This is a genomic window from Paraphotobacterium marinum (assembly GCF_002216855.1).
GTDB classification, from domain to species: domain Bacteria; phylum Pseudomonadota; class Gammaproteobacteria; order Enterobacterales; family Vibrionaceae; genus Paraphotobacterium; species Paraphotobacterium marinum.
Map to the genome: position 1 here is coordinate 229,668 of NZ_CP022355.1, position 23,818 is coordinate 253,485.

The 23,818-nt window shown below is 34.3% G+C and carries 17 protein-coding genes, 4 tRNA genes, 3 rRNA genes and 1 pseudogene; 7 read left to right on the forward strand and 18 right to left on the reverse strand.

Annotated features, from left to right (window positions below):
- Positions 1-67 precede the first annotated feature (67 nt).
- Complete coding sequence (locus CF386_RS01250) at positions 68-2,440, forward strand: acyl-CoA dehydrogenase (protein ID WP_089072708.1); 2,373 nt, start codon at positions 68-70, stop codon at positions 2,438-2,440.
- An 84-nt stretch (positions 2,441-2,524) separates the two neighbouring features.
- Here CF386_RS01250 and dnaQ read toward each other — a convergent pair whose 3' ends face one another.
- Entirely contained in the window at positions 2,525-3,172 is a 648-nt protein-coding gene (dnaQ, locus tag CF386_RS01255; RefSeq protein WP_089072709.1) for a DNA polymerase III subunit epsilon, read from the reverse strand.
- A gap of 47 nt (positions 3,173-3,219) precedes the next feature.
- Between dnaQ and rnhA the strand changes: the two genes are divergently transcribed.
- Positions 3,220-3,666 (forward strand): ribonuclease HI, encoded by a 447-nt coding sequence (rnhA, locus tag CF386_RS01260; RefSeq protein ID WP_089072710.1) that lies wholly within the window; start codon positions 3,220-3,222, stop codon positions 3,664-3,666.
- Here rnhA and CF386_RS01265 read toward each other — a convergent pair whose 3' ends face one another.
- Positions 3,667-4,359 (reverse strand): methyltransferase domain-containing protein, encoded by a 693-nt coding sequence (locus CF386_RS01265; RefSeq protein ID WP_089072711.1) that lies wholly within the window; start codon positions 4,357-4,359, stop codon positions 3,667-3,669.
- Between the two features lie 23 nt (positions 4,360-4,382).
- Between CF386_RS01265 and gloB the strand changes: the two genes are divergently transcribed.
- Complete coding sequence (gene gloB, locus CF386_RS01270) at positions 4,383-5,126, forward strand: hydroxyacylglutathione hydrolase (protein WP_089072712.1); 744 nt, start codon at positions 4,383-4,385, stop codon at positions 5,124-5,126.
- Here gloB and CF386_RS01275 read toward each other — a convergent pair.
- From CF386_RS01275 to gmhB, 9 genes are all read right to left on the reverse strand, one after another.
- Positions 5,118-5,954 (reverse strand): endonuclease/exonuclease/phosphatase family protein, encoded by an 837-nt coding sequence (locus CF386_RS01275; RefSeq protein WP_089072713.1) that lies wholly within the window; start codon positions 5,952-5,954, stop codon positions 5,118-5,120. The genes gloB and CF386_RS01275 overlap by 9 nt on opposite strands.
- A gap of 66 nt (positions 5,955-6,020) precedes the next feature.
- Positions 6,021-6,097, reverse strand: a tRNA-Trp gene (locus CF386_RS01280).
- A 7-nt stretch (positions 6,098-6,104) separates the two neighbouring features.
- Positions 6,105-6,181, reverse strand: a tRNA-Asp gene (locus tag CF386_RS01285).
- An 11-nt stretch (positions 6,182-6,192) separates the two neighbouring features.
- A 5S ribosomal RNA gene (rrf, locus tag CF386_RS01290) occupies positions 6,193-6,308 on the reverse strand.
- Positions 6,309-6,399: 91 nt separating this feature from the next.
- A 23S ribosomal RNA gene (locus CF386_RS01295) occupies positions 6,400-9,291 on the reverse strand.
- 215 nt (positions 9,292-9,506) lie between these two features.
- Positions 9,507-9,582 (reverse strand) — tRNA-Ala (locus CF386_RS01300).
- A 37-nt stretch (positions 9,583-9,619) separates the two neighbouring features.
- Positions 9,620-9,696: transfer RNA gene (locus CF386_RS01305), tRNA-Ile, on the reverse strand.
- 62 nt (positions 9,697-9,758) lie between these two features.
- Positions 9,759-11,300 (reverse strand): 16S ribosomal RNA (locus CF386_RS01310).
- The 16S, 23S and 5S rRNA genes sit together here with 4 tRNA genes alongside, the layout of an rRNA operon.
- Positions 11,301-11,562: 262 nt before the next feature.
- Positions 11,563-12,108 carry a D-glycero-beta-D-manno-heptose 1,7-bisphosphate 7-phosphatase gene (gmhB, locus tag CF386_RS01315; protein WP_089072714.1) on the reverse strand — a complete coding sequence of 182 codons (546 nt, stop codon included), beginning with the start codon at positions 12,106-12,108 and terminating at the stop codon, positions 11,563-11,565.
- A 32-nt stretch (positions 12,109-12,140) separates the two neighbouring features.
- Here gmhB and CF386_RS01320 point away from each other — a divergent pair, with 32 nt between their 5' ends.
- The 4 genes from CF386_RS01320 to tsaA are packed head-to-tail and all read left to right on the forward strand — an operon-like array spanning position 12,141 to position 15,088.
- Positions 12,141-12,926 carry a methionine ABC transporter ATP-binding protein gene (locus CF386_RS01320; RefSeq protein WP_158522266.1) on the forward strand — a complete coding sequence of 262 codons (786 nt, stop codon included), beginning with the start codon at positions 12,141-12,143 and terminating at the stop codon, positions 12,924-12,926.
- Entirely contained in the window at positions 12,919-13,587 is a 669-nt protein-coding gene (locus CF386_RS01325; protein ID WP_089072716.1) for a methionine ABC transporter permease, read from the forward strand. Before CF386_RS01320 ends, CF386_RS01325 begins: the two co-directional genes overlap by 8 nt.
- Positions 13,584-14,378 carry a MetQ/NlpA family ABC transporter substrate-binding protein gene (locus CF386_RS01330; protein WP_089072717.1) on the forward strand — a complete coding sequence of 265 codons (795 nt, stop codon included), beginning with the start codon at positions 13,584-13,586 and terminating at the stop codon, positions 14,376-14,378. The genes CF386_RS01325 and CF386_RS01330 overlap by 4 nt, the downstream gene beginning before the upstream one ends.
- A gap of 32 nt (positions 14,379-14,410) precedes the next feature.
- A complete protein-coding gene (tsaA, locus tag CF386_RS01335) occupies positions 14,411-15,088 on the forward strand; it encodes a tRNA (N6-threonylcarbamoyladenosine(37)-N6)-methyltransferase TrmO (RefSeq protein WP_089072718.1) in 678 nt (225 codons plus the stop codon).
- On the opposite strand, the gene tilS is transcribed toward tsaA, so the two are convergent.
- The 7 genes and pseudogenes from tilS to fabZ form a co-directional block, all read right to left on the reverse strand.
- Complete coding sequence (gene tilS / locus CF386_RS01340) at positions 15,077-16,399, reverse strand: tRNA lysidine(34) synthetase TilS (protein WP_089072719.1); 1,323 nt, start codon at positions 16,397-16,399, stop codon at positions 15,077-15,079. The two genes, tsaA and tilS, sit on opposite strands and share 12 nt — an antisense overlap.
- Positions 16,399-17,358: an acetyl-CoA carboxylase carboxyl transferase subunit alpha gene (gene accA, locus CF386_RS01345; RefSeq protein WP_089072720.1), complete on the reverse strand. Its 960-nt coding sequence runs from the start codon at positions 17,356-17,358 to the stop codon at positions 16,399-16,401. The genes tilS and accA overlap by 1 nt, the downstream gene beginning before the upstream one ends.
- Before the next feature lie 24 nt (positions 17,359-17,382).
- Positions 17,383-20,840, reverse strand: a pseudogene (gene dnaE / locus CF386_RS01350) (DNA polymerase III subunit alpha).
- 10 nt (positions 20,841-20,850) lie between these two features.
- Positions 20,851-21,426 (reverse strand): ribonuclease HII, encoded by a 576-nt coding sequence (gene rnhB / locus CF386_RS01355; protein ID WP_089072721.1) that lies wholly within the window; start codon positions 21,424-21,426, stop codon positions 20,851-20,853.
- Complete coding sequence (gene lpxB / locus CF386_RS01360) at positions 21,426-22,586, reverse strand: lipid-A-disaccharide synthase (protein WP_089072722.1); 1,161 nt, start codon at positions 22,584-22,586, stop codon at positions 21,426-21,428. The genes rnhB and lpxB overlap by 1 nt, the downstream gene beginning before the upstream one ends.
- Positions 22,570-23,364 (reverse strand): acyl-ACP--UDP-N-acetylglucosamine O-acyltransferase, encoded by a 795-nt coding sequence (gene lpxA / locus CF386_RS01365; protein WP_089072723.1) that lies wholly within the window; start codon positions 23,362-23,364, stop codon positions 22,570-22,572. The genes lpxB and lpxA overlap by 17 nt, the downstream gene beginning before the upstream one ends.
- Positions 23,364-23,816, reverse strand: coding sequence for a 3-hydroxyacyl-ACP dehydratase FabZ (gene fabZ, locus CF386_RS01370; protein ID WP_089072724.1), 453 nt, complete (start codon positions 23,814-23,816; stop codon positions 23,364-23,366). Before fabZ ends, lpxA begins: the two co-directional genes overlap by 1 nt.
- Positions 23,817-23,818: the final 2 nt, after the last annotated feature.

The following is a 23,818-nucleotide window of genomic DNA, read 5'->3' on the forward strand; positions in this document are numbered from 1 at the left end:
AAAAGTCCTTATTTATAAATTCAAAAAATAATCTATTATATAAAGTAGTATCAAAAAAAGTATATTTATGTTTATTTTTAGTCTTTTAACCTATTTTATTTTACTATATCTAAATAAAAGTCGCTTGTTATTTATTTCGACGAGTATCATATGGTTGCTTTTATCTATATATGGGATTGGTTCAATTACTTTAAACTCAATAACATTTCTAATAATTATGATTTTTAGTTATGATGTTACTAGAAAAAAATTAATATCCAATCCTATATACAACAAAATTTTATACAATCCTCCTAAAATATCGAAAACAGAGCAACAAGCTATCGATGCCGGAACTACTTGGATAGAAAGTGATTTATTTAAGGGCCAATTAAATTGGAAAAAATTTTTTAAATTAAAAGTTAACAAATTAACAGATGAAGAAAAAGAATTCATTAATGTTGAGCTTAAAAATTTATGTCGTATTGTAAATGATTGGGAAATAACACACGAAAAAAATAATTTACCTCCTGAAGTATGGCAATATTTGAAAAAAAATAAGTTTTTTGGCTTAATTATACCCAAAAAATATGGTGGGAAATCCTTCTCGACATATGCACAATCAGTGATAATAGAAAAATTAAGTGCATTATCATCGACCCTCGCCATTACTGTTGGGGTTCCTAATTCACTTGGACCCGCAGAGTTAATTTTAAAATATGGTAATAATGAACAAAAAGAAAAATACTTACCCAAACTTGCTTCTGGAGATGAAATACCTTGCTTCGCCCTGACATCTCCTGAATCAGGATCAGATGCGGCATCAATAAACGACTATGGTATTGTTTGTTTTGGCAAATGGAACGGTGATAAGTGCTTGGGAATTGAGCTGAACTGGAATAAACGATATATAACTCTTGCTCCTATTGCTACTATACTTGGACTAGCTTTTAAATTAAAGGATCCAAATAAATTACTTGGGCTAAATGAAAATATTGGAATCACTTTAGCCTTGGTTCCAACTAATTTAGAAGGCATAAAAATTGGAAGACGTCACTTACCATTGAATATTCCCTTTTTAAATGGCCCAACTTCTGGAAATAAGGTCTTTATTCCTATTGATTTTATAATTGGAGGAAAAGAAATGGCTGGTCAGGGATGGAGAATGTTAATGGAATGTTTGTCCGTCGGGAGAGGAATTACATTACCTTCAACATCCAACGGAGTCATGAAGTCAATTACACTCACAACCGGTTGCTATGCTGCTATCAGAAATCAATTTAAAACACCCATTTGTGAAATGGAGGGAATTCAGGAATGTTTCTATGAAGTTCTAACAAACTGCTACAATATTAATGCAATTACAAATCTAACCATAAATGGTATTAATAATGGAGAAAAACCAACAATTTTATCAGGTATAACTAAATACCAAACAACCAAAATAACTCAAAAAAGCCTGATTTATGCAATGAATATTTTAGGTGGGAAAGCTATATGCTTAGGGCCAAAAAACTTTATAGCTCGCCTTTATCAAGGGGCACCAATTTCTGAGACAGTCGAAGGGGCAAATATTTTATCACGTTCGCTCATAACATTTGGACAAGGTGCATTAAGGTGTCATCCATTCTTGATAGAGGAAATTGACGCTGTTAAAAGCCACGATAAAGTAAAATTTGATAAAATATTACATATTCACTTAAAGTATTTAACAAGTAAAGTTCTATCATCCTTTTTCTGGAGTTTTTTCGGCACCCATTTTAAAAAATATCATAGTAATCATACCGTTAATTATTATTGCAATAAAATATCTTACTACAGTGATATATTCTATTGTTTGAGTGATCTTTGTATTTTCACCCTTCAGGATAAATTAAAAAAGAATGAAATGCTCTCTGGTAGAATGGCTGATTTCTTAAGCTTACTCGTGATTTCAACTGCAGATATTAAATATTATTTGGATAATAAAAATACCGAAAAAACTATTATGATTCATTCAGTTAATAAGAATCTATATCAAATTGAAAAGATAATTATTGAAATAATAAATAACTTCCCTAACACATACATTTCAAAAGTTATTAAATTATTATCTCCAAGATTTTACATAAAACGAAAAAGAGCATTAGATTCATCTAAAATAAAGTTAGTAAAATTTTTTTACAAAACATATCTAAATGAGACAACATTGTTCCAAAATTTATACTTAGAAGATTCGATGTTAAATCCAGTTGGAAAAATTTTCACAACATATACAAAGTTACAGGAGGTCAAAGAGATATTTATCAGGATTTGTGAACATGATAAGTTAAAATATCCCTTCCATTCCCTAGATAAATTGGCATTAAAGGCTTTTAATTCAAATATAATAAACAAAAAAGAGATGAGTACGTTGTGTGAGTTTGAAAATTACAGGAAGTATACTATTAATGTAGATGACTTTGATCAAGAGAATTTATAAAAGCTTCTTACCAAATTATTTTTTTATTTGTTTTTTCTGAAAGTAATTGCAAAAACTTTAAATGAATTTCTTCTTCTTCCTTACCTAGCTTAGAAAAAATTTTATCTCTATTTTTGAGTTTAACTCTTCAAAAACATATTCTTCTGAATGCTTATTTGAATTGATTTCGTTATTAAACAATAAATTAATTTGACCACCGGTTAATAATAAATAAACATCAGCTAAAATTTCAGAGTCAAGTAATGCTCCATGTTGAACCCTTTTAGAATTATCAATACCAAGTCTACTACATAATGCATCTAAATTATTTCTTTTTCCAGGATATTTCTTTTTGGCTAACATTAAGCTATCAGTTACTTTACATGTGTTTTCAAGTAAAAAATTTTTATCACATTTCACTTTTTGTATTTCGCTGTTTAGAAACATTAAATCAAAAGGTGCATTATGAGCAACAATTTCAGAATTTTGAAGGTATTGAAGAAACTCACCACACACATCTTTAAAAAAAGGCTTATCATCTAGAAAAATATCTGTGATTCCATGTACTTCTATTGCTTCACGATCAATTTTTCTAGGTGGTTTTATGTAGACATGGAAATTATTTCCAGTCAGCTTTCTATTTATTACTTCGACTGCACCAATTTCGATAATATTATGGCCAAGGGATACTTGTGAGCCACTTTTATTCATTCCTGTGGTTTCTGTATCTAAAATTACAATTCTATCTGACATTTTTTTATAATATAATTATTTTCTGATCAAATTATCATAAAAAAACGATGAAAGAAATAAAAATTTTTACCGATGGTTCTTGTTTAGGTAACCCAGGACCCGGGGGCTATGGTGCAATATTAGTCTATAAAAATAATGAAAAAGAAATATATGATGGTTTCTTTAATACAACCAATAATCGAATGGAGTTAATGGCTCCAATTATGGCACTAGCAAAATTGAAAGAGCCCTGTAATGTCAAAATAATCACTGATAGTAAATATGTTAAAAATGGTATCACATCATGGATATTCAATTGGAAGAAAAACAACTGGAAAACTGCTTCTAAAAAAGATGTAAAAAATAAAGATTTGTGGCAGATGTTAGATCTTGCACTAAATAAACATAATGTTAAATGGGAATGGGTAAAAGCTCATAATGGTCATCCAGAAAATGAAAGGTGTGATGCCCTTGCAAAAAAAGGAGCTCTTTCACCAAGTAAAAAAGATTTATGATTAACTTAGAACAATTGGTCTGTAGGAAATATTTTTTTTTCCTACCTTTAAAGGTGTAAGTGGATATGTTCTTTTTTTTGCAATAAGAAAATATGAATTTCCAAACAATTGACAATGACATTCTAGTTTATCACTAACACATTTAAATTTACTTGAAAATTGATTTAGAACAAAAAAATTCTCGAATACGATGACCTCATAATTTAAAAAAAATAACCAATCTTTCAAGGTATAAGGAGTATAAAAACCTAATCTAATTTTTTTATTAATAGCTTTACTAAAATTTAATAAATAATTTACTGAAAATGGATTAAAACCAACAATCATTAATGTTCCATCAGTTGACATAACCCTATCTATTTCCTTTAATAATTTTTGAGGATAAAAAGAATAGTCTAATTGATATATTATGTAAGAAACATCAATTGAGTTATCTTGTAGTGGCAAATCATGAGTATTACATATTATGTTTGAGCCATCAATCTTTATACAATCAGATAGATTAATGTTATACTTTGAATTTGATTTAAATATGAATGATAAAGGACCAAGCTTCATACACGTGGGACCAAATAAAAAACTTTTATAACTGTTAACTTTTAATTTTATTACTTCTTTTGTTTGAGCTCCTTTATAAAGATTATCCCACGATAACGGATAATTTAGATAATATTCAGTCCAATGTTCTTTCATTTAAAACCTCGAGAGGATTACTTATGCTTCATGTCGAATTTATAAAAGCTTTTGAAGATAATTATATTTGGTTAATAAAAAATAACAACAATGAATGCGTTATTGTGGATCCTGGTTCATCAATTCCAGTGATAGAATATTTAAAGAATAGAAATCTCACCTTAAAAAAGATTTTAATAACACACCATCACCAAGATCATATTGGTGGTGTTAAGGAACTACAAGAAATTTTCAGAGATATTGAACTTATCGCTCCATATAATATTAATTTACCAAATGTAACAAGTCATGTTTCAGATGGTGATGTGATTTCAATATTTAATCATACTTTTGAAGTTATGGAACTTCCTGGACATACTAAAGAGCATATTGGATTCTTTGGAGATAAGAAGTTATTTTGTGGTGATGTCTTATTTTCAGGAGGTTGTGGTCGTGTATTTACAAAAAAATATGATGATATGTTTGAGTCTCTTTTAAAAATAAAATCTTTACCTGGTGATACTTTAATTTTTTGTGCTCATGAATATACTGAAAATAATTTAAAGTTTGCTTTACATACTGAACCTAAAAATCACAATCTTGTACAATATAATCAAGTAGTATCAGATATGAGAACAAAAAACATCCCTACAATTCCAGTAAAATTATCAAATGAAAAGAAAGTAAATCCATTTTTAAGGTGTGATATCTTATCAAAAAATGATTTGGAAAATTTATCTGAATTTGATTTTTTTATAAAATTAAGAAAACAAAAAGATTTATTTTAATAATTTAAATTTAGCATAAATAGGATTATGATCAGAAGCATTACTTTTTTCAGATGTGGATTGGATGGGTTCAAGATCTCGATAATAAATATGATCTAAATACTGGCCAAATACTTTTTTTCTCCTATCAATATTTAAATCTAATGACTTTAATTTTAACTCATGCAAAAATTTATTTACAACTTTTTGTCTGATGGTGCTCCAAGTATTAAAGTCCCCAGCAAATATCATTGGTCCTTGATGACTCTTAACTACTGAAAATATATTATTTAGCTGTTGTTCAAATAAGTGCGTTCCTAAAGTAAAGTTAATCGCATGTATATTAATTACAACTATTGTGGTCCCATTACTCAACGGAAAGCATGAAATAAGAGCTGATTTTGGTAGGTGAATCCATGGTTCCCTTGATAAAAAAACATCTTCTTTAGAAGCATTTTTTTTCGATAATGTCATTACTCCTGCAATTTTTTTATTAAATTCAAAAGCTCTAGCCATTGTAATTGAAAGGTTTTTACTTTGTAAATACTCATTAAAATTATTAGTTAATTTGGCTTCTTGAAGTAAAATTAATTCAGACTTTGCCATTAACCTATCTAATTCCATTTTCCAGTTCGGTTTCTGTTGCTTGTATATGTTCCACACAGAAATATTTATTATATTATCATGATCTAAAAAATTAATCTTATGCTCTAAATATTTATTTAAATGTATTTTATATTTTTGAGATGTTATCACATTATCCACATATGTTATTTTAATATTTTTTTCGTAGTAAATGACAAAAGTTATTAATATTAATATAGTTACTGAGACTATTTTTTTTATCATACAAAAATTTAAAGTTATTTTAAATAACTTTAATTATAAAAGAAAATTAAAATATTGATATTTTGTTGGCAGGGGATGACGGATTCGAACCGCCGACATTCGGTTTTGGAGACCGACGTTCTACCGGACTGAACTAATCCCCTAAAGTAATGGCGGAGCGGACGGGACTCGAACCCGCGACCCCCGGCGTGACAGGCCGGTATTCTAACCAACTGAACTACCGCTCCGTAAAAGGGAAGCTTGGCGATGACCTACTCTCACATGGGGAATCCCCACACTACCATTGGCGCAATTACGTTTCACTTCTGAGTTCGGCATGGGATCAGGTGGTGCCATAATGCTATGGTCGCCAAGCAAAATTTGTTTACAATTCGAAAAGCTGACTCTGCAATACACATCAAGATCTTTATATCTTTAAAATCCTGCAAAACCCCTTGGGTGTTGTATGGTTAAGTCTCACGGGCAATTAGTACAAGTTAGCTCAACGCCTCACAACGCTTACACACCTTGCCTATCTACGTCGTAGTCTCCAACAACCCTTTAGGATACTTATAGTATCAGGGATGACTCATCTCAGGGCTCGCTTCCCGCTTAGATGCTTTCAGCGGTTATCGATTCCGAACTTAGCTACCGGGCAATGCTACTGGCGTAACAACCCGAACACCAGAGGTTCGTCCACTCCGGTCCTCTCGTACTAGGAGCAGCCCCCTTCAATCATCCAACGCCCACGGCAGATAGGGACCGAACTGTCTCACGACGTTCTAAACCCAGCTCGCGTACCACTTTAAATGGCGAACAGCCATACCCTTGGGACCGACTTCAGCCCCAGGATGTGATGAGCCGACATCGAGGTGCCAAACACCGCCGTCGATATGAACTCTTGGGCGGTATCAGCCTGTTATCCCCGGAGTACCTTTTATCCGTTGAGCGATGGCCCTTCCATTCAGAACCACCGGATCACTATGACCTGCTTTCGCACCTGCTCGAACCGTCATTCTCGCAGTCAAGCGGGCTTATGCCATTGCACTAACCTCACGATGTCCGACCGTGATTAGCCCACCTTCGTACTCCTCCGTTACTCTTTGGGAGGAGACCGCCCCAGTCAAACTACCCACCAGGCACTGTCCTCACCCCAGATTATGGGGCTAAGTTAGAACATCAAACATACAAGGGTGGTATTTCAAGGTTGGCTCCACGATAACTGGCGTCACCGTTTCAAAGCCTCCCACCTATCCTACACATGTAGGCTCAATGTTCAGTGCCAAGCTGTAGTAAAGGTTCACGGGGTCTTTCCGTCTAGCCGCGGGTACACAGCATCTTCACTGCGATTTCAATTTCACTGAGTCTCGGGTGGAGACAGCGTGGCCATCATTACGCCATTCGTGCAGGTCGGAACTTACCCGACAAGGAATTTCGCTACCTTAGGACCGTTATAGTTACGGCCGCCGTTTACCGGGGCTTCGATCAAGAGCTTCGTCCGAAAACTAACCCCATCAATTAACCTTCCGGCACCGGGCAGGCGTCACACCGTATACGTCATCTTTCGATTTTGCACAGTGCTGTGTTTTTAATAAACAGTTGCAGCCACCTGGTATCTGCGACTCTCAACAGCTCCAAGAGCAAGTCTCTTCACCGTCAAGAGCGTACCTTCTCCCGAAGTTACGGTACCATTTTGCCTAGTTCCTTCACCCGAGTTCTCTCAAGCGCCTTGGTATTCTCTACCCGACCACCTGTGTCGGTTTGGGGTACGATTTCTTATAATCTGAAGCTTAGAGGCTTTTCCTGGAAGTATGGCATCAATAACTTCACTGCCGTAGCAGCTCGACATCAAGTCTCAGCCTAACAATGACCCGGATTTACCTAAGTCATTAGCCTACACTCTTGAACCTGGACAACCGTCGCCAGGCCTACCTAGCCTTCTCCGTCCCCCCATCGCAATTATAAAAAGTACGGGAATATTAACCCGTTTCCCATCGACTACGCCTTTCGGCCTCGCCTTAGGGGTCGACTTACCCTGCCCCGATTAACGTTGGACAGGAACCCTTGGTCTTCCGGCGAGGAAGTTTTTCACTCCCTTTATCGTTACTCATGTCAACATTCGCACTTCTGATACCTCCAGCAGACTTTACAATCCACCTTCAACGGCTTACAGAACGCTCCCCTACCCAGCAATGCTAATGCACGCTGCCGCAGCTTCGGTGTATAGCTTAGCCCCGTTAAATCTTCCGCGCAGGCCGACTCGACCAGTGAGCTATTACGCTTTCTTTAAATGATGGCTGCTTCTAAGCCAACATCCTGGCTGTCTAAGCCTTCCCACATCGTTTCCCACTTAGCTATAACTTTGGGACCTTAGCTGGCGGTCTGGGTTGTTTCCCTCTCCACGACGGACGTTAGCACCCGCCGTGTGTCTCCCGGATAGTACTTACTGGTATTCGGAGTTTGCAAAGGGTTGGTAAGTCGGGATGACCCCCTAGCCTTAACAGTGCTCTACCCCCAGTAGTATTCGTCCGAGGCGCTACCTAAATAGCTTTCGGGGAGAACCAGCTATCTCCAGGTTTGATTGGCCTTTCACCCCTAGCCACAAGTCATCCGCTAATTTTTCAACATTAGTCGGTTCGGTCCTCCAGTAAGTGTTACCTCACCTTCAACCTGCCCATGGCTAGATCACCTGGTTTCGGGTCTAATCCTAGCAACTATTCGCCCAGTTAAGACTCGGTTTCCCTACGGCTCCCCTATTCGGTTAACCTTGCTACTAAAATTAAGTCGTTGACCCATTATACAAAAGGTACGCAGTCACCCCACGAAGGGGCTCCCACTGCTTGTACGTACACGGTTTCAGGTTCTATTTCACTCCCCTCACAGGGGTTCTTTTCGCCTTTCCCTCACGGTACTGGTTCACTATCGGTCAGTCAGGAGTATTTAGCCTTGGAGGATGGTCCCCCCATATTCAGACAAGATGTCACGTGTCCCGTCCTACTCGATTTCATTATCATTGCGCCTTCAGCTACGGGGCTATCACCCTGTACCGCAGAATTTTCCAAAACTTTCGCCTAGCACAATGAAAACTTAAGGGCTGGTCCGGTTTCGCTCGCCGCTACTACCGGAATCTCGGTTGATTTCTTTTCCTCGGGGTACTTAGATGTTTCAGTTCCCCCGGTTCGCCTCCTAAACCTATGTATTCAGTTTAGGATAACTGCTTATGCAGTTGGGTTTCCCCATTCGGAAATCGTAGACTCAAGTGGCTCTTACTGCCTTATCTACGCTTATCGCAAGTTAGTACGTCCTTCATCGCCTCTGACTGCCAAGGCATCCACCGTGTACGCTTAGTCACTTAACCATACAACCCCAAAGGGTCTCACGTATGTCTAAACAACCAAGGTTCTTTGTTTCGCCGGATCTTAAAAATACAAGACACTTGATGTGTTTTGCTTTTTGAGAACTCTTCTAACTCTCGTTAGAATTATTTTACTAGTCAGCTTTCCAAATTGTTAAAGAGCTATGGTTTTCAAAAAAACCAATTCCTAAAGTGTCTCAATCAAACATCTTAGGAATTGGTGGAGCTAAGCAGGATCGAACTGCTGACCTCCTGCGTGCAAGGCAGGCGCTCTCCCAGCTGAGCTATAGCCCCATGAAACCATGGTTAAGATATGATACCAATAAAATATTGGTGGGTCTGAGTGGACTTGAACCACCGACCTCACCCTTATCAGGGGTGCGCTCTAACCAGCTGAGCTACAGACCCATATCTTTGTTCTTCATTACTAAATAATCTGTGTGGACACTACATCAATATAATCTTTAAGGTAAGGAGGTGATCCAGCCCCAGGTTCCCCTAGGGCTACCTTGTTACGACTTCACCCCAGTCATGAACCACACCGTGGTAAACGCCCTCCCGAAGGTTAAGCTATCTACTTCTGGTGCAGCCCACTCCCATGGTGTGACGGGCGGTGTGTACAAGGCCCGGGAACGTATTCACCGTGGCATTCTGATCCACGATTACTAGCGATTCCGACTTCATGGAGTCGAGTTGCAGACTCCAATCCGGACTACGACATACTTTATGGGATTCGCTCACTCTCGCGAGTTGGCAGCCCTCTGTATATGCCATTGTAGCACGTGTGTAGCCCTACTCGTAAGGGCCATGATGACTTGACGTCGTCCCCACCTTCCTCCGGTTTATCACCGGCAGTCTCCCTGGAGTTCCCACCCGAAGTGCTGGCAAACAAGGATAAGGGTTGCGCTCGTTGCGGGACTTAACCCAACATTTCACAACACGAGCTGACGACAGCCATGCAGCACCTGTCTCAGAGTTCCCGAAGGCACCCTTCTATCTCTAAAAGGTTCTCTGGATGTCAAGAGTAGGTAAGGTTCTTCGCGTTGCATCGAATTAAACCACATGCTCCACCGCTTGTGCGGGCCCCCGTCAATTCATTTGAGTTTTAATCTTGCGACCGTACTCCCCAGGCGGTCTACTTAACGCGTTAGCTCCGAAAGCCACGATTCAAGATCACAACCTTCAAGTAGACATCGTTTACGGCGTGGACTACCAGGGTATCTAATCCTGTTTGCTCCCCACGCTTTCGCATCTGAGCGTCAGTCTTTGTCCAGGGGGCCGCCTTCGCCACCGGTATTCCTTCAGATCTCTACGCATTTCACCGCTACACCTGAAATTCTACCCCCCTCTACAAGACTCTAGTTTACCAGTTCCAAATGCAATTCCCAGGTTAAGCCCGGGGCTTTCACATCTGGCTTAATAAACCGCCTGCATGCGCTTTACGCCCAGTAATTCCGATTAACGCTCGCACCCTCCGTATTACCGCGGCTGCTGGCACGGAGTTAGCCGGTGCTTCTTCTGTTGCTAACGTCAAATGATAACGCTATTAACGCTACCACCTTCCTCACAACTGAAAGTACTTTACAACCCGAAGGCCTTCTTCATACACGCGGCATGGCTGCATCAGGGTTTCCCCCATTGTGCAATATTCCCCACTGCTGCCTCCCGTAGGAGTCTGGACCGTGTCTCAGTTCCAGTGTGGCTGATCATCCTCTCAAACCAGCTAGGGATCGTCGCCTTGGTGAGCCCTTACCTCACCAACTAGCTAATCCCACCTGGGCTAATCCTAATGCGAGAGGCCCGAAGGTCCCCCCCTTTGCTCCGTAGAGATTATGCGGTATTAGCCATCGTTTCCAATGGTTATCCCCCACATTAGGGCATATTCCCAGGCATTACTCACCCGTCCGCCGCTCGTCAGCAGGAGAGCAAGCTCTCCCCTGTTACCGCTCGACTTGCATGTGTTAGGCCTGCCGCCAGCGTTCAATCTGAGCCATGATCAAACTCTTCAATTAAAGTTTTGGCTCAATGAATTCTGATTAATAAATTGACTGTGATGAATATCTCTATTCATTCGGTCACTCAGCTCATTGATAATTCTTTTTTAATGACTATCATTCACGAGTGCCCACACAGATTATCTAGTTATATTTTTAAAGAACTTAAAAGAAATCTCTCTCTTTTGTGGGAATGAATTATAGATAGTTATAATTTTATTTCAATACTTTTTTTCAAAAAAAATAACTTTTAAGCACAAGTGAACAAATATCATACAAACTAGATATATTTTAAAACATCTGATACTTTATTCAGTATTATTTTTGAAAATAATTCTTTCTCTTTTGTTACATATTTTTTATTTTCAATTAAATACAAATTATTGATACCAGCTCTATGACCTGCTAATAAATCTGAATGTTTATCTCCAATTAAAACAGAATGATGTAAATTTATGTTATGCTCTTTTGCAGCGTCTAATATCATACCTGGCTCTGGTTTTCTGCATTTACATTTTATCTTATATTTACCTTGACCATGTTCATAATGATGAGGGCAATAATAAATACCGTCAATTTCTATGCCTTTATCTATAAAATTCCAATCCATCCACTCTGTTAATTTAAAAAACTCATCTTCTGTAAAGTAACCACGAGCAATTCCTGATTGATTAGTTACGATGATAATTTTATAACCTTTTTTTTTAAATTCCAGACAAGTCTCAAAAATATCTTCAAAAAAATCAAAGTCATCAATCTTTGAAACATAACCTAAATCTTTATTAATAACTCCGTCTCGATCTAAAAACAATGCTTTAAAGCTCATAAAAAACCCACAATATGGTTAAAGAAATTATTATGTCACAAATTATCAATAAAAAAAAACAATTGACACGGACGTCTAAACGTCTTAACATCCGTATTGCTTATAAAGAGGTTAGCATGATAGAAATAATTAATTTAAATAAAACCATAAAAACTACAAAACACACGCATACAAAAATACTTGAAGATATTAATTTAAAAATCGAACAAGGAGATTTTGTAGGTGTTATAGGTGAATCGGGTGCAGGAAAAAGTTCTTTTCTTAGAAGTATAAACTTGCTTGATAGGCCTTCCTCCGGTGAAATAATAATTGATAAGCAAAATATATTATTTTTTAATGAAAAGGAACTTGTATCTCTAAGAAGAAATATTGGCATGATTTTTCAATCATTTTGTTTATTAAGCACAAAAAATGTTGAGCAAAATATCGCTTTACCAATGAAATTACAAAAACTAAATGCGACAACTATTCAAAATAAAGTTAATGAGTTACTTGATTTAGTAAATTTATCAGACAAAAGGAAAGAATATCCGGCTCAACTAAGTGGAGGACAAAAACAAAGAGTTGCAATAGCAAGAGCTTTATCTTGCTCCCCTAAATTATTATTATGTGATGAACCAACCAGTGCCCTCGATCCAAAAAACACAAATACAATTCTTGAGTTACTCGACAGCATAAATAAAAAGTTAGGTATCACAATTATTTTGGTATCGCATGATATATCAAGTATTAATAGATTTTGTAATAAAATAGTTACAATGGAATTTGGGAAAATTAAGCATATAGATTTATGTGCTAAAGGAATCAATAATGGATAACGCAACATTTAATCTCATATACAATGCAATGATAGAAACACTATTAATGGTTTTTGTATCCGGTTTGATTTCTATTATTTTAGGTGTTTTACTTGGTATTGTCGTTTTTATAACCCGCCCAAATCATATTTGCTCTAATAAAATTATACATGCTTCCCTTTCTAGTGTAATAAATATCGGAAGATCAATCCCATTTATAATACTATTGGTTGCTATTGTGCCACTAACTAGATTTATTGTTGGAACATCAATAGGGACATCTGCAGCTATAGTTCCTCTGACTATTGGAGCAATTCCTTTTGTAGCAAGATTATCTGAAGCACTTTTTTCTGAAATGCCTTACGAATTAATAAAAGCATCACAAGCTTTTGGAGCATCAAAATTACAAATTATATTTTATATTATTATCCCCGAATCTATTTCCGGAATAATTAATATAGCTACGATTACACTTATAACTCTTGTCAATTACTCAGCAATGGCAGGCACGATTGGTGGTGGTGGGTTAGGTGATATAGCTATAAGGTATGGTTATCAAAGGTTTGATTTAACCATTATGATCATCACTGTTTGTTTAATTATAATATTAGTTCAAATTATTCAATATCTGGGTGATTATTTTTCAAAAACATTTATAGACAAAAGGATCCAAAAACAATGAAGTCTTATTTTAAAATTTTGTTCGTTATTTGCTCAATCATTGTATTAAGCGCCTGTAACAAAAAAAGTGATGATAAAGAAATAAAAGTTGGTGTGATTGCAGGACAAGAAGCCGATTTAGCTCAAGTTGCAGCTAAAGTTGCAAAAGAAAAATACAATATCAATGTAAAAATTATAACTTTTAGTGACTACAATACACCGAATATTGCATTAAATGATGGCTCTATAGATGTAAATGTTTTTCAGCATCGACCTTATTTAGAACAACAAATAAAAGATCATAATTATAAGTTTTCTTCAATAGGAAATACTTTCATATATCCAATTGCTGCATATTCAAATAAAATTAAAAATATAAAACAAATATCCCAAAATGCTTCAATTGCTATACCAAACGACCCAACTAATATGGGAAGAGCATTGATCCTTTTAGAAAAAAATAACCTTATTAAACTAAAACCAAATGTGGGTCTTCTTGCGACACCTATGGACATAACTTCCAATAAATTAAACTTAAAGTTTATACCTTTAGATGCAGCCCAACTACCGAGAAGTTTATCAGATGTTACCTTAGCTTTTGTCAATAATACCTATGCATCTCAGGCAGGTTTAAATATAAACAATGCCATTATTTTAGAGGATAAAAACTCTCCATATGTAAATTTAATTGTTACAAAAACAAATAATATCAAAAACCAAAAATTAATTGATTTTGTTAAAGCCTATCAATCTGATGCAGTTTATAAAAAAGCTATTTTACTATTCCACAATAATATAGTAAAAGGTTGGTGATTTAACCAAAATAAGAGCTACACTTAAAAAATATGTATACAGTTGAACCAATTGGGAGAATTATTTCTCCCTTTAAAGAAAAATTTGCAACACCAAGACAACCTGGTCTTTTAACTTCAGTGCAAAGTCAAATAATTCTTAATACTAACTTTAGTAAAAATGCTGTGAGAGATTTAGATAAATTTAGTCACCTATGGATATTGTTTCTATTTTCTGAGTGTATTAATAAAAAAAAGAAAGAACTAATAAGACCTCCAAGACTTGGAGGAAATAAAAAAACAGGGGTATTTGCAACTCGTTCTAACTTTAGACCCAATAATATTGGCTTATCTTCAGTCATTTTAAATAAAGTTGAAATTAATAAAAACAATGTTTCTATTTTTGTTCAAGGTGCTGATTTAATTGATAATACACCCATTATTGATATAAAACCATATATTAAATATTCAGATAGTCATGAAGATGCTATTTCTGGTTATGCACAAGAAGCACCCTTGAGAAAAAAAGTGTTTTTTTTCAAAAATGCATGGAATAAACAAATACCTAAAAATCATAAAGAATTAATACAGGAAATCTTATCATATGACCCTAGACCAGGTTATAAAAGAGATGACAATAAAGAATATCATGTAAAAATTTTACATTATGACATTGGTTTTTACGTATTAAAAAGTGAAATATTTATTTCAAAAATTATTTTACTTATCTAGCCTTTGATGATCTATAGATAGATCTTGCCCAGAAAAATTAGTACAAACAAATAAACCAACAATAGCTGCCAAACTATTGCCATAATATAAAAAAGGTAATCTTTTTCTTTCCCAACTGGGTATATTATATTCTTGCGCCCATTTTTTGAATTTTTTACCAACGGTTTTGCCATTAGGATAAATTAATCCTTTGGGAGGACAAAATGTTATACGTAAAGGATATTCTAATTTATCTGGAAACCTTAATATATTCTTTTTAGGGTTTGAAATGATAGTTATTTGGCCATAATTATGCGGTAAGTGAATTTTTTCATTTATTTTTAATGCTGTTGAAAAATATGTTAAATCCTTATAATCTGGGATAATGTATAAAAAAAATTGAAACTTTCTTACTTGATAATCACCTATTTTATAAATGGGATTAGAGTCATGTTTTGAAAAGATAAAATCTTTTATTATTGTATTCAATCCCTTTGAAGATGGAGTGATATTAGATAATTTTTTAACCCATATCTTTAAAGTGTAAAGTAGAAGCTCTTCGCTCATATTCTTTAGTTTCTCTATAGAAAGAGCCTTACCTGAATTTGATATAAAATTAATTTTTTCTTCTACTAATTCCTGAAGTAAGCTATCTTGTTTAGAGCATAACTTCATACTAATTAAGGCCGACGATTGAAAGTTTGACCACCTCTCAGAAAGTCTAGGTACAATATCTTTTCGTATGAAGTTTCTGTCAAATTTAACACTTTCATTACTTTCATCCTCAACCCATTTTAGATTATACGTTTGGGCAAACTCTAAAATAGCATCCTTTGGGTATTTTAATAGAGGACGAAAGTGATAGCCTACGTCTCTTTTATTGAATATTGACATTCCGGATAACCCTCTGGGACCACTAGCTCTTTTGAGAGATAAAAAAAGTGTTTCAACTTGATCGTTAGCATGATGACCAGTTACCAAATAATCACCATCATTCATGAAGCTTTGTAAAGCTTCATACCTTTTATGACGGGCGTTTGCCTCAATATTAGATTCTTTATTAAGCAATATTTTTTTTGAGTAAAAAGTTATATTTTTTGTTTTACAGAAGTTATAACAAAATTTCTCCCATTGAACTGATTTCTTTGAAAGACCATGATCAATATAAACTGCTTTAACAGTTAAATTAAATTTTTTATTCTTTTTTACAAAATTATCAAATAAGGTTACAAGCACACATGAATCAACCCCGCCGCTAAAGCCTAATACCACACTAGCATTGTGTGGTATGTGTTTTTTTGTTAAAGATTCAAAATCCTCATAAGTGATCATTAAACGAAACCAAAACTTAAAAGTCTTTCATATCGTTTTTCAAGTAATTGTTCAACATTCAAATCTTTCAACTTTAAAAGATCTCTTGCAAGCTGTTCTTTTAATTCCAAAGCAGCTTTTTCATAATTTCTATGAGCACCCCCAAGTGGTTCTTTTATAATATTATTAATAAAACCTAATTGATGCAATTTTGGAGCAGTTATGCTCATTGAATCTGCAGCTTGAGGAGCTTTATTAGAGTCTCTAAATAAAATTGAGGCCGCTCCTTCTGGTGAAATTACCGAAAACGTAGAATATTCAAGCATATTAGTTGTGTCCCCAACTCCAATAGCCAAAGCTCCACCAGATCCTCCCTCACCAACTATATTACAAATGATTGGGACTTTTAACCCAGACATTTCTTTTAAATTTCTTGCAATAGCTTCCGATTGACCTCTTTCTTCTGCACCAACCCCAGGATAAGCTCCGGCAGTATCAATAAACGTAATTACTGGTATATTATATTTTTCTGCTAGCTTCATCAATCGCAAAGCTTTTCGATATCCTTCCGGACTTGGCATCCCAAAATTACGCTCTATTTTATCTTTAGTTTCTCTGCCTTTTTGGTGTCCAATGACCATAACAGGTGTGTTATTTAATCGAGCTAAGCCAGCAACAATAGCTTTGTCATCAGCATACGCTCTATCACCAGAAAGTTCATCAAAGTCATCAAAAATATATTTAATATAATCGTAAGTATATGGTCTATCAGGGTGTCTTGCTAATTGCGATATTTGCCAAGAACTTAGGTTAGAAAAAATTTTTTTTGTAAGATCAGAGCTTTTCTTTTCTAATAATTGAATTTCTTTATCTAAATCAACATCAGTCAGTTCATCTTTATTGGAAATACTTCGTAATGCTTCAATTTTTGCTTCCAATTCAGCAACTGGTTTTTCAAAATCTAAAAAATTTGAACTCATAATTTAAAACCTTTTAATTTATCTTTAGTAATTAAATTTAATATTATTTTTGCCGACTAAATTTTCTAATCTTTTTATTAAATCATCGTTTGGTGTTACGGACCACTGCATACCTAAACAGATTTTAACTTTGTAATTATCTTTTTGATACTCAATATTAAGTGGAACAGATCCTTCAAAATAATTTTCTAAAATATTCTTTAATTGTATATTTTTATCTAAGCTTAAATCTTTTTCATTCAAAACAATATTGATGTTCTTTAAATTTTGTTCTCTCATTTCTGTCAATGTGTAAATAGATTTTGCTGTTATTTTAAAGTTTCCATTGTAATCATCTTTAGATATATTACCTACAAAAAAAGAATACTTCCAATAGTAAGGATTGTTTTAAATTGCTCATAAGTATCATCGAATAATACAACATCAATTTTAGCTCTGCTATCTTCAATCGTTGCTATCGTAAGTTTTGTGCCTTTCCTTGTAGAAATATGTCTAATACTCACTAGCAAACCGCATACTACAGCTTGTTTGTTAAGTTTTAACACTCTTAGATTGTCAAGCTTGAAGGTAATATAGTTTTTAACTTCATTTTGACAATAATCCATAGGGTGACCTGATAAAAACATTCCTAACAACTCTCGCTCATAGTTTAATTTTTCTATATCAGACCAACTGTATTGATTGAAATCAGGATTTCTTTTACTTACACCAACATTTAAGGATAAACCAAATAAGTCAGATTGCCCACTATTTTTTGCTGCTTTATATTGTTCAGCTTCTTGAAAAGTGTCATCTAAAGAAGAAAATAAATAGTCTCTATCTAGGTTTAAGCAATCCATTGCACCAGATTTAATTAATTTTTCAATTAACTTTTTATTGACTTTTTTTAAGTCTACTTTCTTACAAAAATCTAACAAATCTTTATAATGCCCATCCAAGTTTCTTGATTTCACAATATTAATAATTGAATTTTCACCAACACCTTTTATGGCACCTAAGCCAAAAATAATTTCATTATCTTGGTTTACAGAAAATTCGAATAAACTTTTATTTACATTAGGTAATAAAATTTTAATACCCAATTGTCGACATTCATCTGTTAAATTAATAATTTTTTCAGTATTATCCATATCTGCGCTCATTACAGCAGCCATAAACTGAGAAGGGAAATGGGCCTTAAGCCACAATGTTTGATATGAAACAAGTGCGTAGGCAGCGGAATGAGATTTATTGAATCCATATCCCGCAAACTTTTCAACTAAATCAAATATTTTCATAGCTAAATCGCCATCAATATTATTTTTAATCGCTCCTTGCTTAAAAACCTCTCTCTGTTTTGCCATTTCTTCAGGTTTTTTTTTGCCCATCGCTCGCCTTAAGATATCAGCTTCTCCTAATGAGTATCCAGATAATGTTTGAGCAATTTGCATAACCTGTTCCTGGTATAAAATTATACCATAAGTCGGATTAAGAGTTTCTTTGAGAGATGAGTGTTGCCACTTAGCATCAGGATAAGAAACTTTTTCACGACCATGTTTACGATCTATAAAGTTATCGACCATTCCAGACTGGAGTGGGCCGGGTCGAAATAAAGCAACCAATGCTATAATATCTTCAAAGCAATCTGGTTGAAGGCGCTTAATTAAGTCCTTCATCCCCCTTGACTCTAACTGAAAAACAGCTGTTGTTTGAGCTTTTTTAAGAATTGAAAAAGCTTTCTTATCATCTAAGGCTATATTTTCAATTTCAATATTGGTGCCTAACGTATCTCTGATTAATTTTAAGGTCCAATCTATAATTGTTAAAGTTCTTAATCCTAAAAAGTCAAACTTAACTAAACCCGCTGTTTCTATGTCATTTTTATCAAATTGTGTGACCGGAAATCTCCCTTCAGAATCACAATAAACTGGAGAAAAATCGGATATTTTTGTTGGAGATATAACCACGCCACCAGCATGTTTACCAGCATTTCTTACTACGCCTTCAAGACTTCGACATATATCAATTAAGAATTGGACATCTTCATCACTTTCATATGCCTCAACAAGTTGTTTTTCTTCTTCAAAGGCCTTTGACAGTGTCATTCCTGGATCTGATGGAATCAATTTAGCAATACGATCTACAAAACCATAAGGATGCCCTAAAACTCTGCCAACATCTCTAATTACAGCTTTAGCAGCCATAGTACCAAATGTGATTATTTGTGAAACAGCGTCTTTACCATAAATATCTGATACATGTTCAATAACAAGATCTCTCTTATCCATACAAAAGTCAATATCAAAGTCCGGCATTGAAACTCTTTCTGGGTTTAGAAATCTTTCAAATAATAAATCATACTCCAAGGGATCTAAGTCCGTAATATCAAGAGCATATGCAACTAGTGAACCTGCTCCCGACCCTCTTCCTGGTCCAACGGGTATAGAGTTAGTTTTAGACCACTGTATAAACTCCATCACAACTAAAAAATATCCTGGAAATCCCATATTATTAATAACTTCGAGTTCAATATTTAGTCTTGCTTCATATTCTCCTCTAATTCTGTTGCGTTCATTAATATCAGGAAAGTTTTTTCTAAGTCTTTTTTCCAGTCCTATTTGAGCTTTGTCTATTAAATAATCTTCAATCTTTAAATTGCCAGTTGGAAAATCAGGTAAGAAATAATCACCAAATGTTAAAAACACACTACATCGTTGAGCAATGTTAATTGTATTTTGAATCGCTTCTGGAATATCATAAAATAAGTCGAACATTTCCTGTTCCGACTTTAAATATTGCTCTTTAGTGTACTTATGAATACGTTTAGGGTTATCTAACGTATCTCCATCATGAATACATACTCTAATATCGTGTGCATCATAATCACTCTCTTTTATAAATCTAACTTTATTTGTTGCTACAAGTGGTAAGTTATGCTTTTGGGATAATTCAAGAATTTCTTGTATGTATTTATGTTCATTTTTCTTGTTTAATCTCGATAACTCTAAATAAAATCTATCTTGAAAAAACTCTCCATAAAATACAATAATATCATCTATTAGCTCTTTATCATTTTTAGATAAAGCATATGATAAGTCACCATCTAATCCACCTGATAAAACAATCAATCCATCACAGTAATTTTTTAACCAAGCTTGATCAATAACAGGACTGTTGTTTACATGACCCCGTTTGTATGCCTTTGATATTAATTCAATAATATTACTATAACCTTGATTATTCATTGCTAACAAAGTTAAATTGAAAAAACCATCATAGTAACAGCTTTTCACAAGAATATCAGTCCCAATAATCGGTTTTATACCCCTAACCAAACAAGCATTATAAAATTTAACTAACCCAAATAAATTATTAAAATCTGTTAGAGCAACTGCCGGAATATTATTCTTTTCAATTTCATCTAATAATTTCGGTATTTTGACAATTCCATCAACGATAGAGAATTCACTATGTACATTTAAGTGGACAAACTTTCTTTCCATTGTAATTTGCTCAGTTATTTAATATATTTTTTACAGGTTTAAATGTTTTTCTATAATCTTTTAAAACACCAAACTTTTTTAGTGCTTCAATATGTTTCTTGGTTGGGTAACCTTTATGTTTAGCAAACCCATATTCTGGATATTCTGCATCAAGGATTTTCATTTGTTGATCTCTTGTTACCTTTGCAATTATTGATGCTGCAGAAATAGATGGTATCTTCCCATCACCACCAATTATAGCGTCGGTTTCAATATTAAGTCGTGGGACTGCATTACCATCAACTAATACTTTTTCAGGAATATGTTTTAAGTTTAAAACAGCTCTTTGCATTGCTAACAACGAAGCTTGTAAAATATTTAATCGATCTATTTCATCTGGGGAAGCTTGTCCAATACTCCAACAAAAAGCTTTTGTCTTGATTTCTGTTGAAAGAAATATTCGTTTTTTTTCAGATAATTTTTTTGAATCGTCAAGTTCTGGTATCATCGAATTCGGGTTTAATATTACTGCTGCAGCGACCACATTACCAACTAAGGGCCCTCTTCCAGCCTCATCGACTCCAGCAATTAATTTTTGAGTATTCATTATGTTTTTATATTAAAGTCTAATAAGTTAAATATTGCTGTTGCACTTTCAAAACTGGCATTTTTTTTCAAAAGTTTATGGATTTCGGTAAATTGATTAATTAGAGCTTCATTATTGGAAGTCATCAAATGATCTATTTCTTCATAAATATTATTATACGTACACTCATCAGCAATAAGCTCTTTAACTAATTCTTTACCGGCAATTAAATTTGGTAAAGATACAAATGGTATTTTTAACATCAACCTAACAATAAATGTCGTAGCCCAATGAGGCTTATATATTACAACCATGGGCGTTTTGGCTAATAGACATTCAAGTGTAGAAGTACCTGACTTAACTATCGCATAATCAGCTGCAGATAATACCTCTTTTGAACGATTTTGAAATGTAATAAAATCAAGTTTTTCTTTACTATTGTTTAAAATTAAAAAGAATTCTCTTTGTCGTTCTTTGCTAGAAAAATTAATAATAAACTGAACATCAGCATTTTTTTTTCTAATCTTCAAACAAGCCTCAATTATTATAGGAGTTAAGTATTTAATTTCACTTTTTCTACTACCAGGAACAATTGCAATAGTTTTTTTTACTGGGTTTAAATTTAAGAGTGATTTCGATTTAGTTTTATCTATATCAAATTGAAACTGGTCAGCTAATTCATGCCCAACTAATTTTGATGGTATCGAAAATTTATTATAAATATTCTGTTCGAATGGGAGAAACAAAAGCATCAAATCAACTGACTTTTTGATTTTGTGGATACGCCATTGTTTCCATGCCCACACTTTTGGCCCTGCATAATGAACGGTTTTTATCCCAATTTTTTTTAAATTGTATTCTATACCTAAGTTAAAAGAAGGTGCATCAATACCAATAAATAAGTCAGGTTTTTCTTTTTTACAAAGATTTATAATTTTTTTTCTAATATTAATTATATTAATTAAAGAAGGTAGTACTTCAATTAAACCCATTTTTGATATTTTTTCAATATCAACTATCGTATCACAGCCCTCCTTCATCATTTTAGGTCCAGCTATACCTTTAAATGAAATATTTGGATGAATTAGTTTCATGGCTTTAATTAAATTAGCACCTAAAATATCTCCTGATAACTCACCAGCCACAATGACCACATTTATTCTTCTATCTGACAAGGCCACGTTTACTCTCTTGAAAAAAAGTTACAAATGGAGTTAAAACTGCATTATCTTTTGCCTTTTCTTCAATTTCAGGGATAATATCTTTTAATAACTTGTCACTTTTATATATTAACTTATATACCCCTTTAATTGCATGCAAATCTTCTTCTGTAAAGTTACCACTTCTCTTAGCTGAAACTTCGTGTACTCCTCTGACCTGATTTTTTCGATCACCTTGAGCAAAAATAAAAGGAGGTACATCTTTCTCAATTAAGGCCCCTCCTGCAATTGCAGCATATGCACCTATTCGACAGAATTGATGTATAGCTGAACAACCTCCAATATATGCATGATCCCCAACATTAATATGCCCAGCTAAAGTTACATTGTTAGCCATAACTGTATTATTACCAATCACAGCATCATGCCCAATATGAACATAAGCCATAATCCAATTATTATCCCCAACAATAGTTTTACCATTATCTTGTATTGTTCCTCTATGGACAGTACAACATTCATGGAAAGTATTACCATTCCCAACAATCAGCTCAGTCGCCTCATTCTTATATTTTTTGTCTTGATTAACTTCACCAATTGAACAAAACTGGAAAAATTCATTATTTTTTCCAATTTTAGTGTGTCCATTAATGACAATATGTGAATGTAATATATTACCGGAATCCAAACGTACATTCTTTCCTATAACACAAAAAGGACCAATTTTACAATTAGGCCCAACAATTGCTCCATCTTCAATGATACTAGATGGATGGATATTTGCACTTTCATGAATCATCAAAATTCCCTTCTTGCACATTTCAATTCAGCAGAGCATACCAATAAGTCATTGACGTAGGCATACCCGTTGAAAACAGCTATTCCCCTTCTATTTTTAATATACTCAACTTTAATAACCAGTTGATCGCCAGGAACAACTTGACCTTTAAATTTAGCTTTATCGATACTAGCCAGTAAATATATCTCATTATCTTTAGCTTCACCAAAAGTTTTAAATGCCAATAAACCTGTGGCTTGAGCCATTGCCTCTAGGGTCATCACACCAGGAAAAACTGGTAACTGAGGGAAGTGACCTGTGAACTGTGGCTCATTAACAGATACATTTTTAACAGCAGTTAGGTACTCAAATTCTTTATAATCAACTACTCTGTCAATTAATAAGAAAGGGTATCTGTGTGGAAGTAATTTTCTGATTTCAGTTATATCCAAAGATTTATTTATTTCTGACAAAA

What these genes read in the sequence shown, in the direction of transcription:
- CF386_RS01250 (WP_089072708.1), top strand. Translation starts at nt 68, where the DNA reads ATGTTTATTTTTAGTCTTTTAACCTATTTTATTTTACTATATCTAAAT.
- CF386_RS01265 (WP_089072711.1), bottom strand. Translation starts at nt 4,359, where the DNA reads ATGAAAGAACATTGGACTGAATATTATCTAAATTATCCGTTATCGTGG.
- lpxA (WP_089072723.1), bottom strand. Translation starts at nt 23,364, where the DNA reads ATGATTCATGAAAGTGCAAATATCCATCCATCTAGTATCATTGAAGAT.
- accA (WP_089072720.1), bottom strand. Translation starts at nt 17,358, where the DNA reads ATGAGTTCAAATTTTTTAGATTTTGAAAAACCAGTTGCTGAATTGGAA.
- gmhB (WP_089072714.1), bottom strand. Translation starts at nt 12,108, where the DNA reads ATGAGCTTTAAAGCATTGTTTTTAGATCGAGACGGAGTTATTAATAAA.
- dnaQ (WP_089072709.1), bottom strand. Translation starts at nt 3,172, where the DNA reads ATGTCAGATAGAATTGTAATTTTAGATACAGAAACCACAGGAATGAAT.
- tsaA (WP_089072718.1), top strand. Translation starts at nt 14,411, where the DNA reads ATGTATACAGTTGAACCAATTGGGAGAATTATTTCTCCCTTTAAAGAA.
- tilS (WP_089072719.1), bottom strand. Translation starts at nt 16,399, where the DNA reads ATGATCACTTATGAGGATTTTGAATCTTTAACAAAAAAACACATACCA.
- CF386_RS01325 (WP_089072716.1), top strand. Translation starts at nt 12,919, where the DNA reads ATGGATAACGCAACATTTAATCTCATATACAATGCAATGATAGAAACA.
- rnhA (WP_089072710.1), top strand. Translation starts at nt 3,220, where the DNA reads ATGAAAGAAATAAAAATTTTTACCGATGGTTCTTGTTTAGGTAACCCA.
- rnhB (WP_089072721.1), bottom strand. Translation starts at nt 21,426, where the DNA reads ATGAATACTCAAAAATTAATTGCTGGAGTCGATGAGGCTGGAAGAGGG.
- gloB (WP_089072712.1), top strand. Translation starts at nt 4,383, where the DNA reads ATGCTTCATGTCGAATTTATAAAAGCTTTTGAAGATAATTATATTTGG.
- CF386_RS01320 (WP_158522266.1), top strand. Translation starts at nt 12,141, where the DNA reads ATGTCACAAATTATCAATAAAAAAAAACAATTGACACGGACGTCTAAA.
- CF386_RS01330 (WP_089072717.1), top strand. Translation starts at nt 13,584, where the DNA reads ATGAAGTCTTATTTTAAAATTTTGTTCGTTATTTGCTCAATCATTGTA.
- CF386_RS01275 (WP_089072713.1), bottom strand. Translation starts at nt 5,954, where the DNA reads ATGATAAAAAAAATAGTCTCAGTAACTATATTAATATTAATAACTTTT.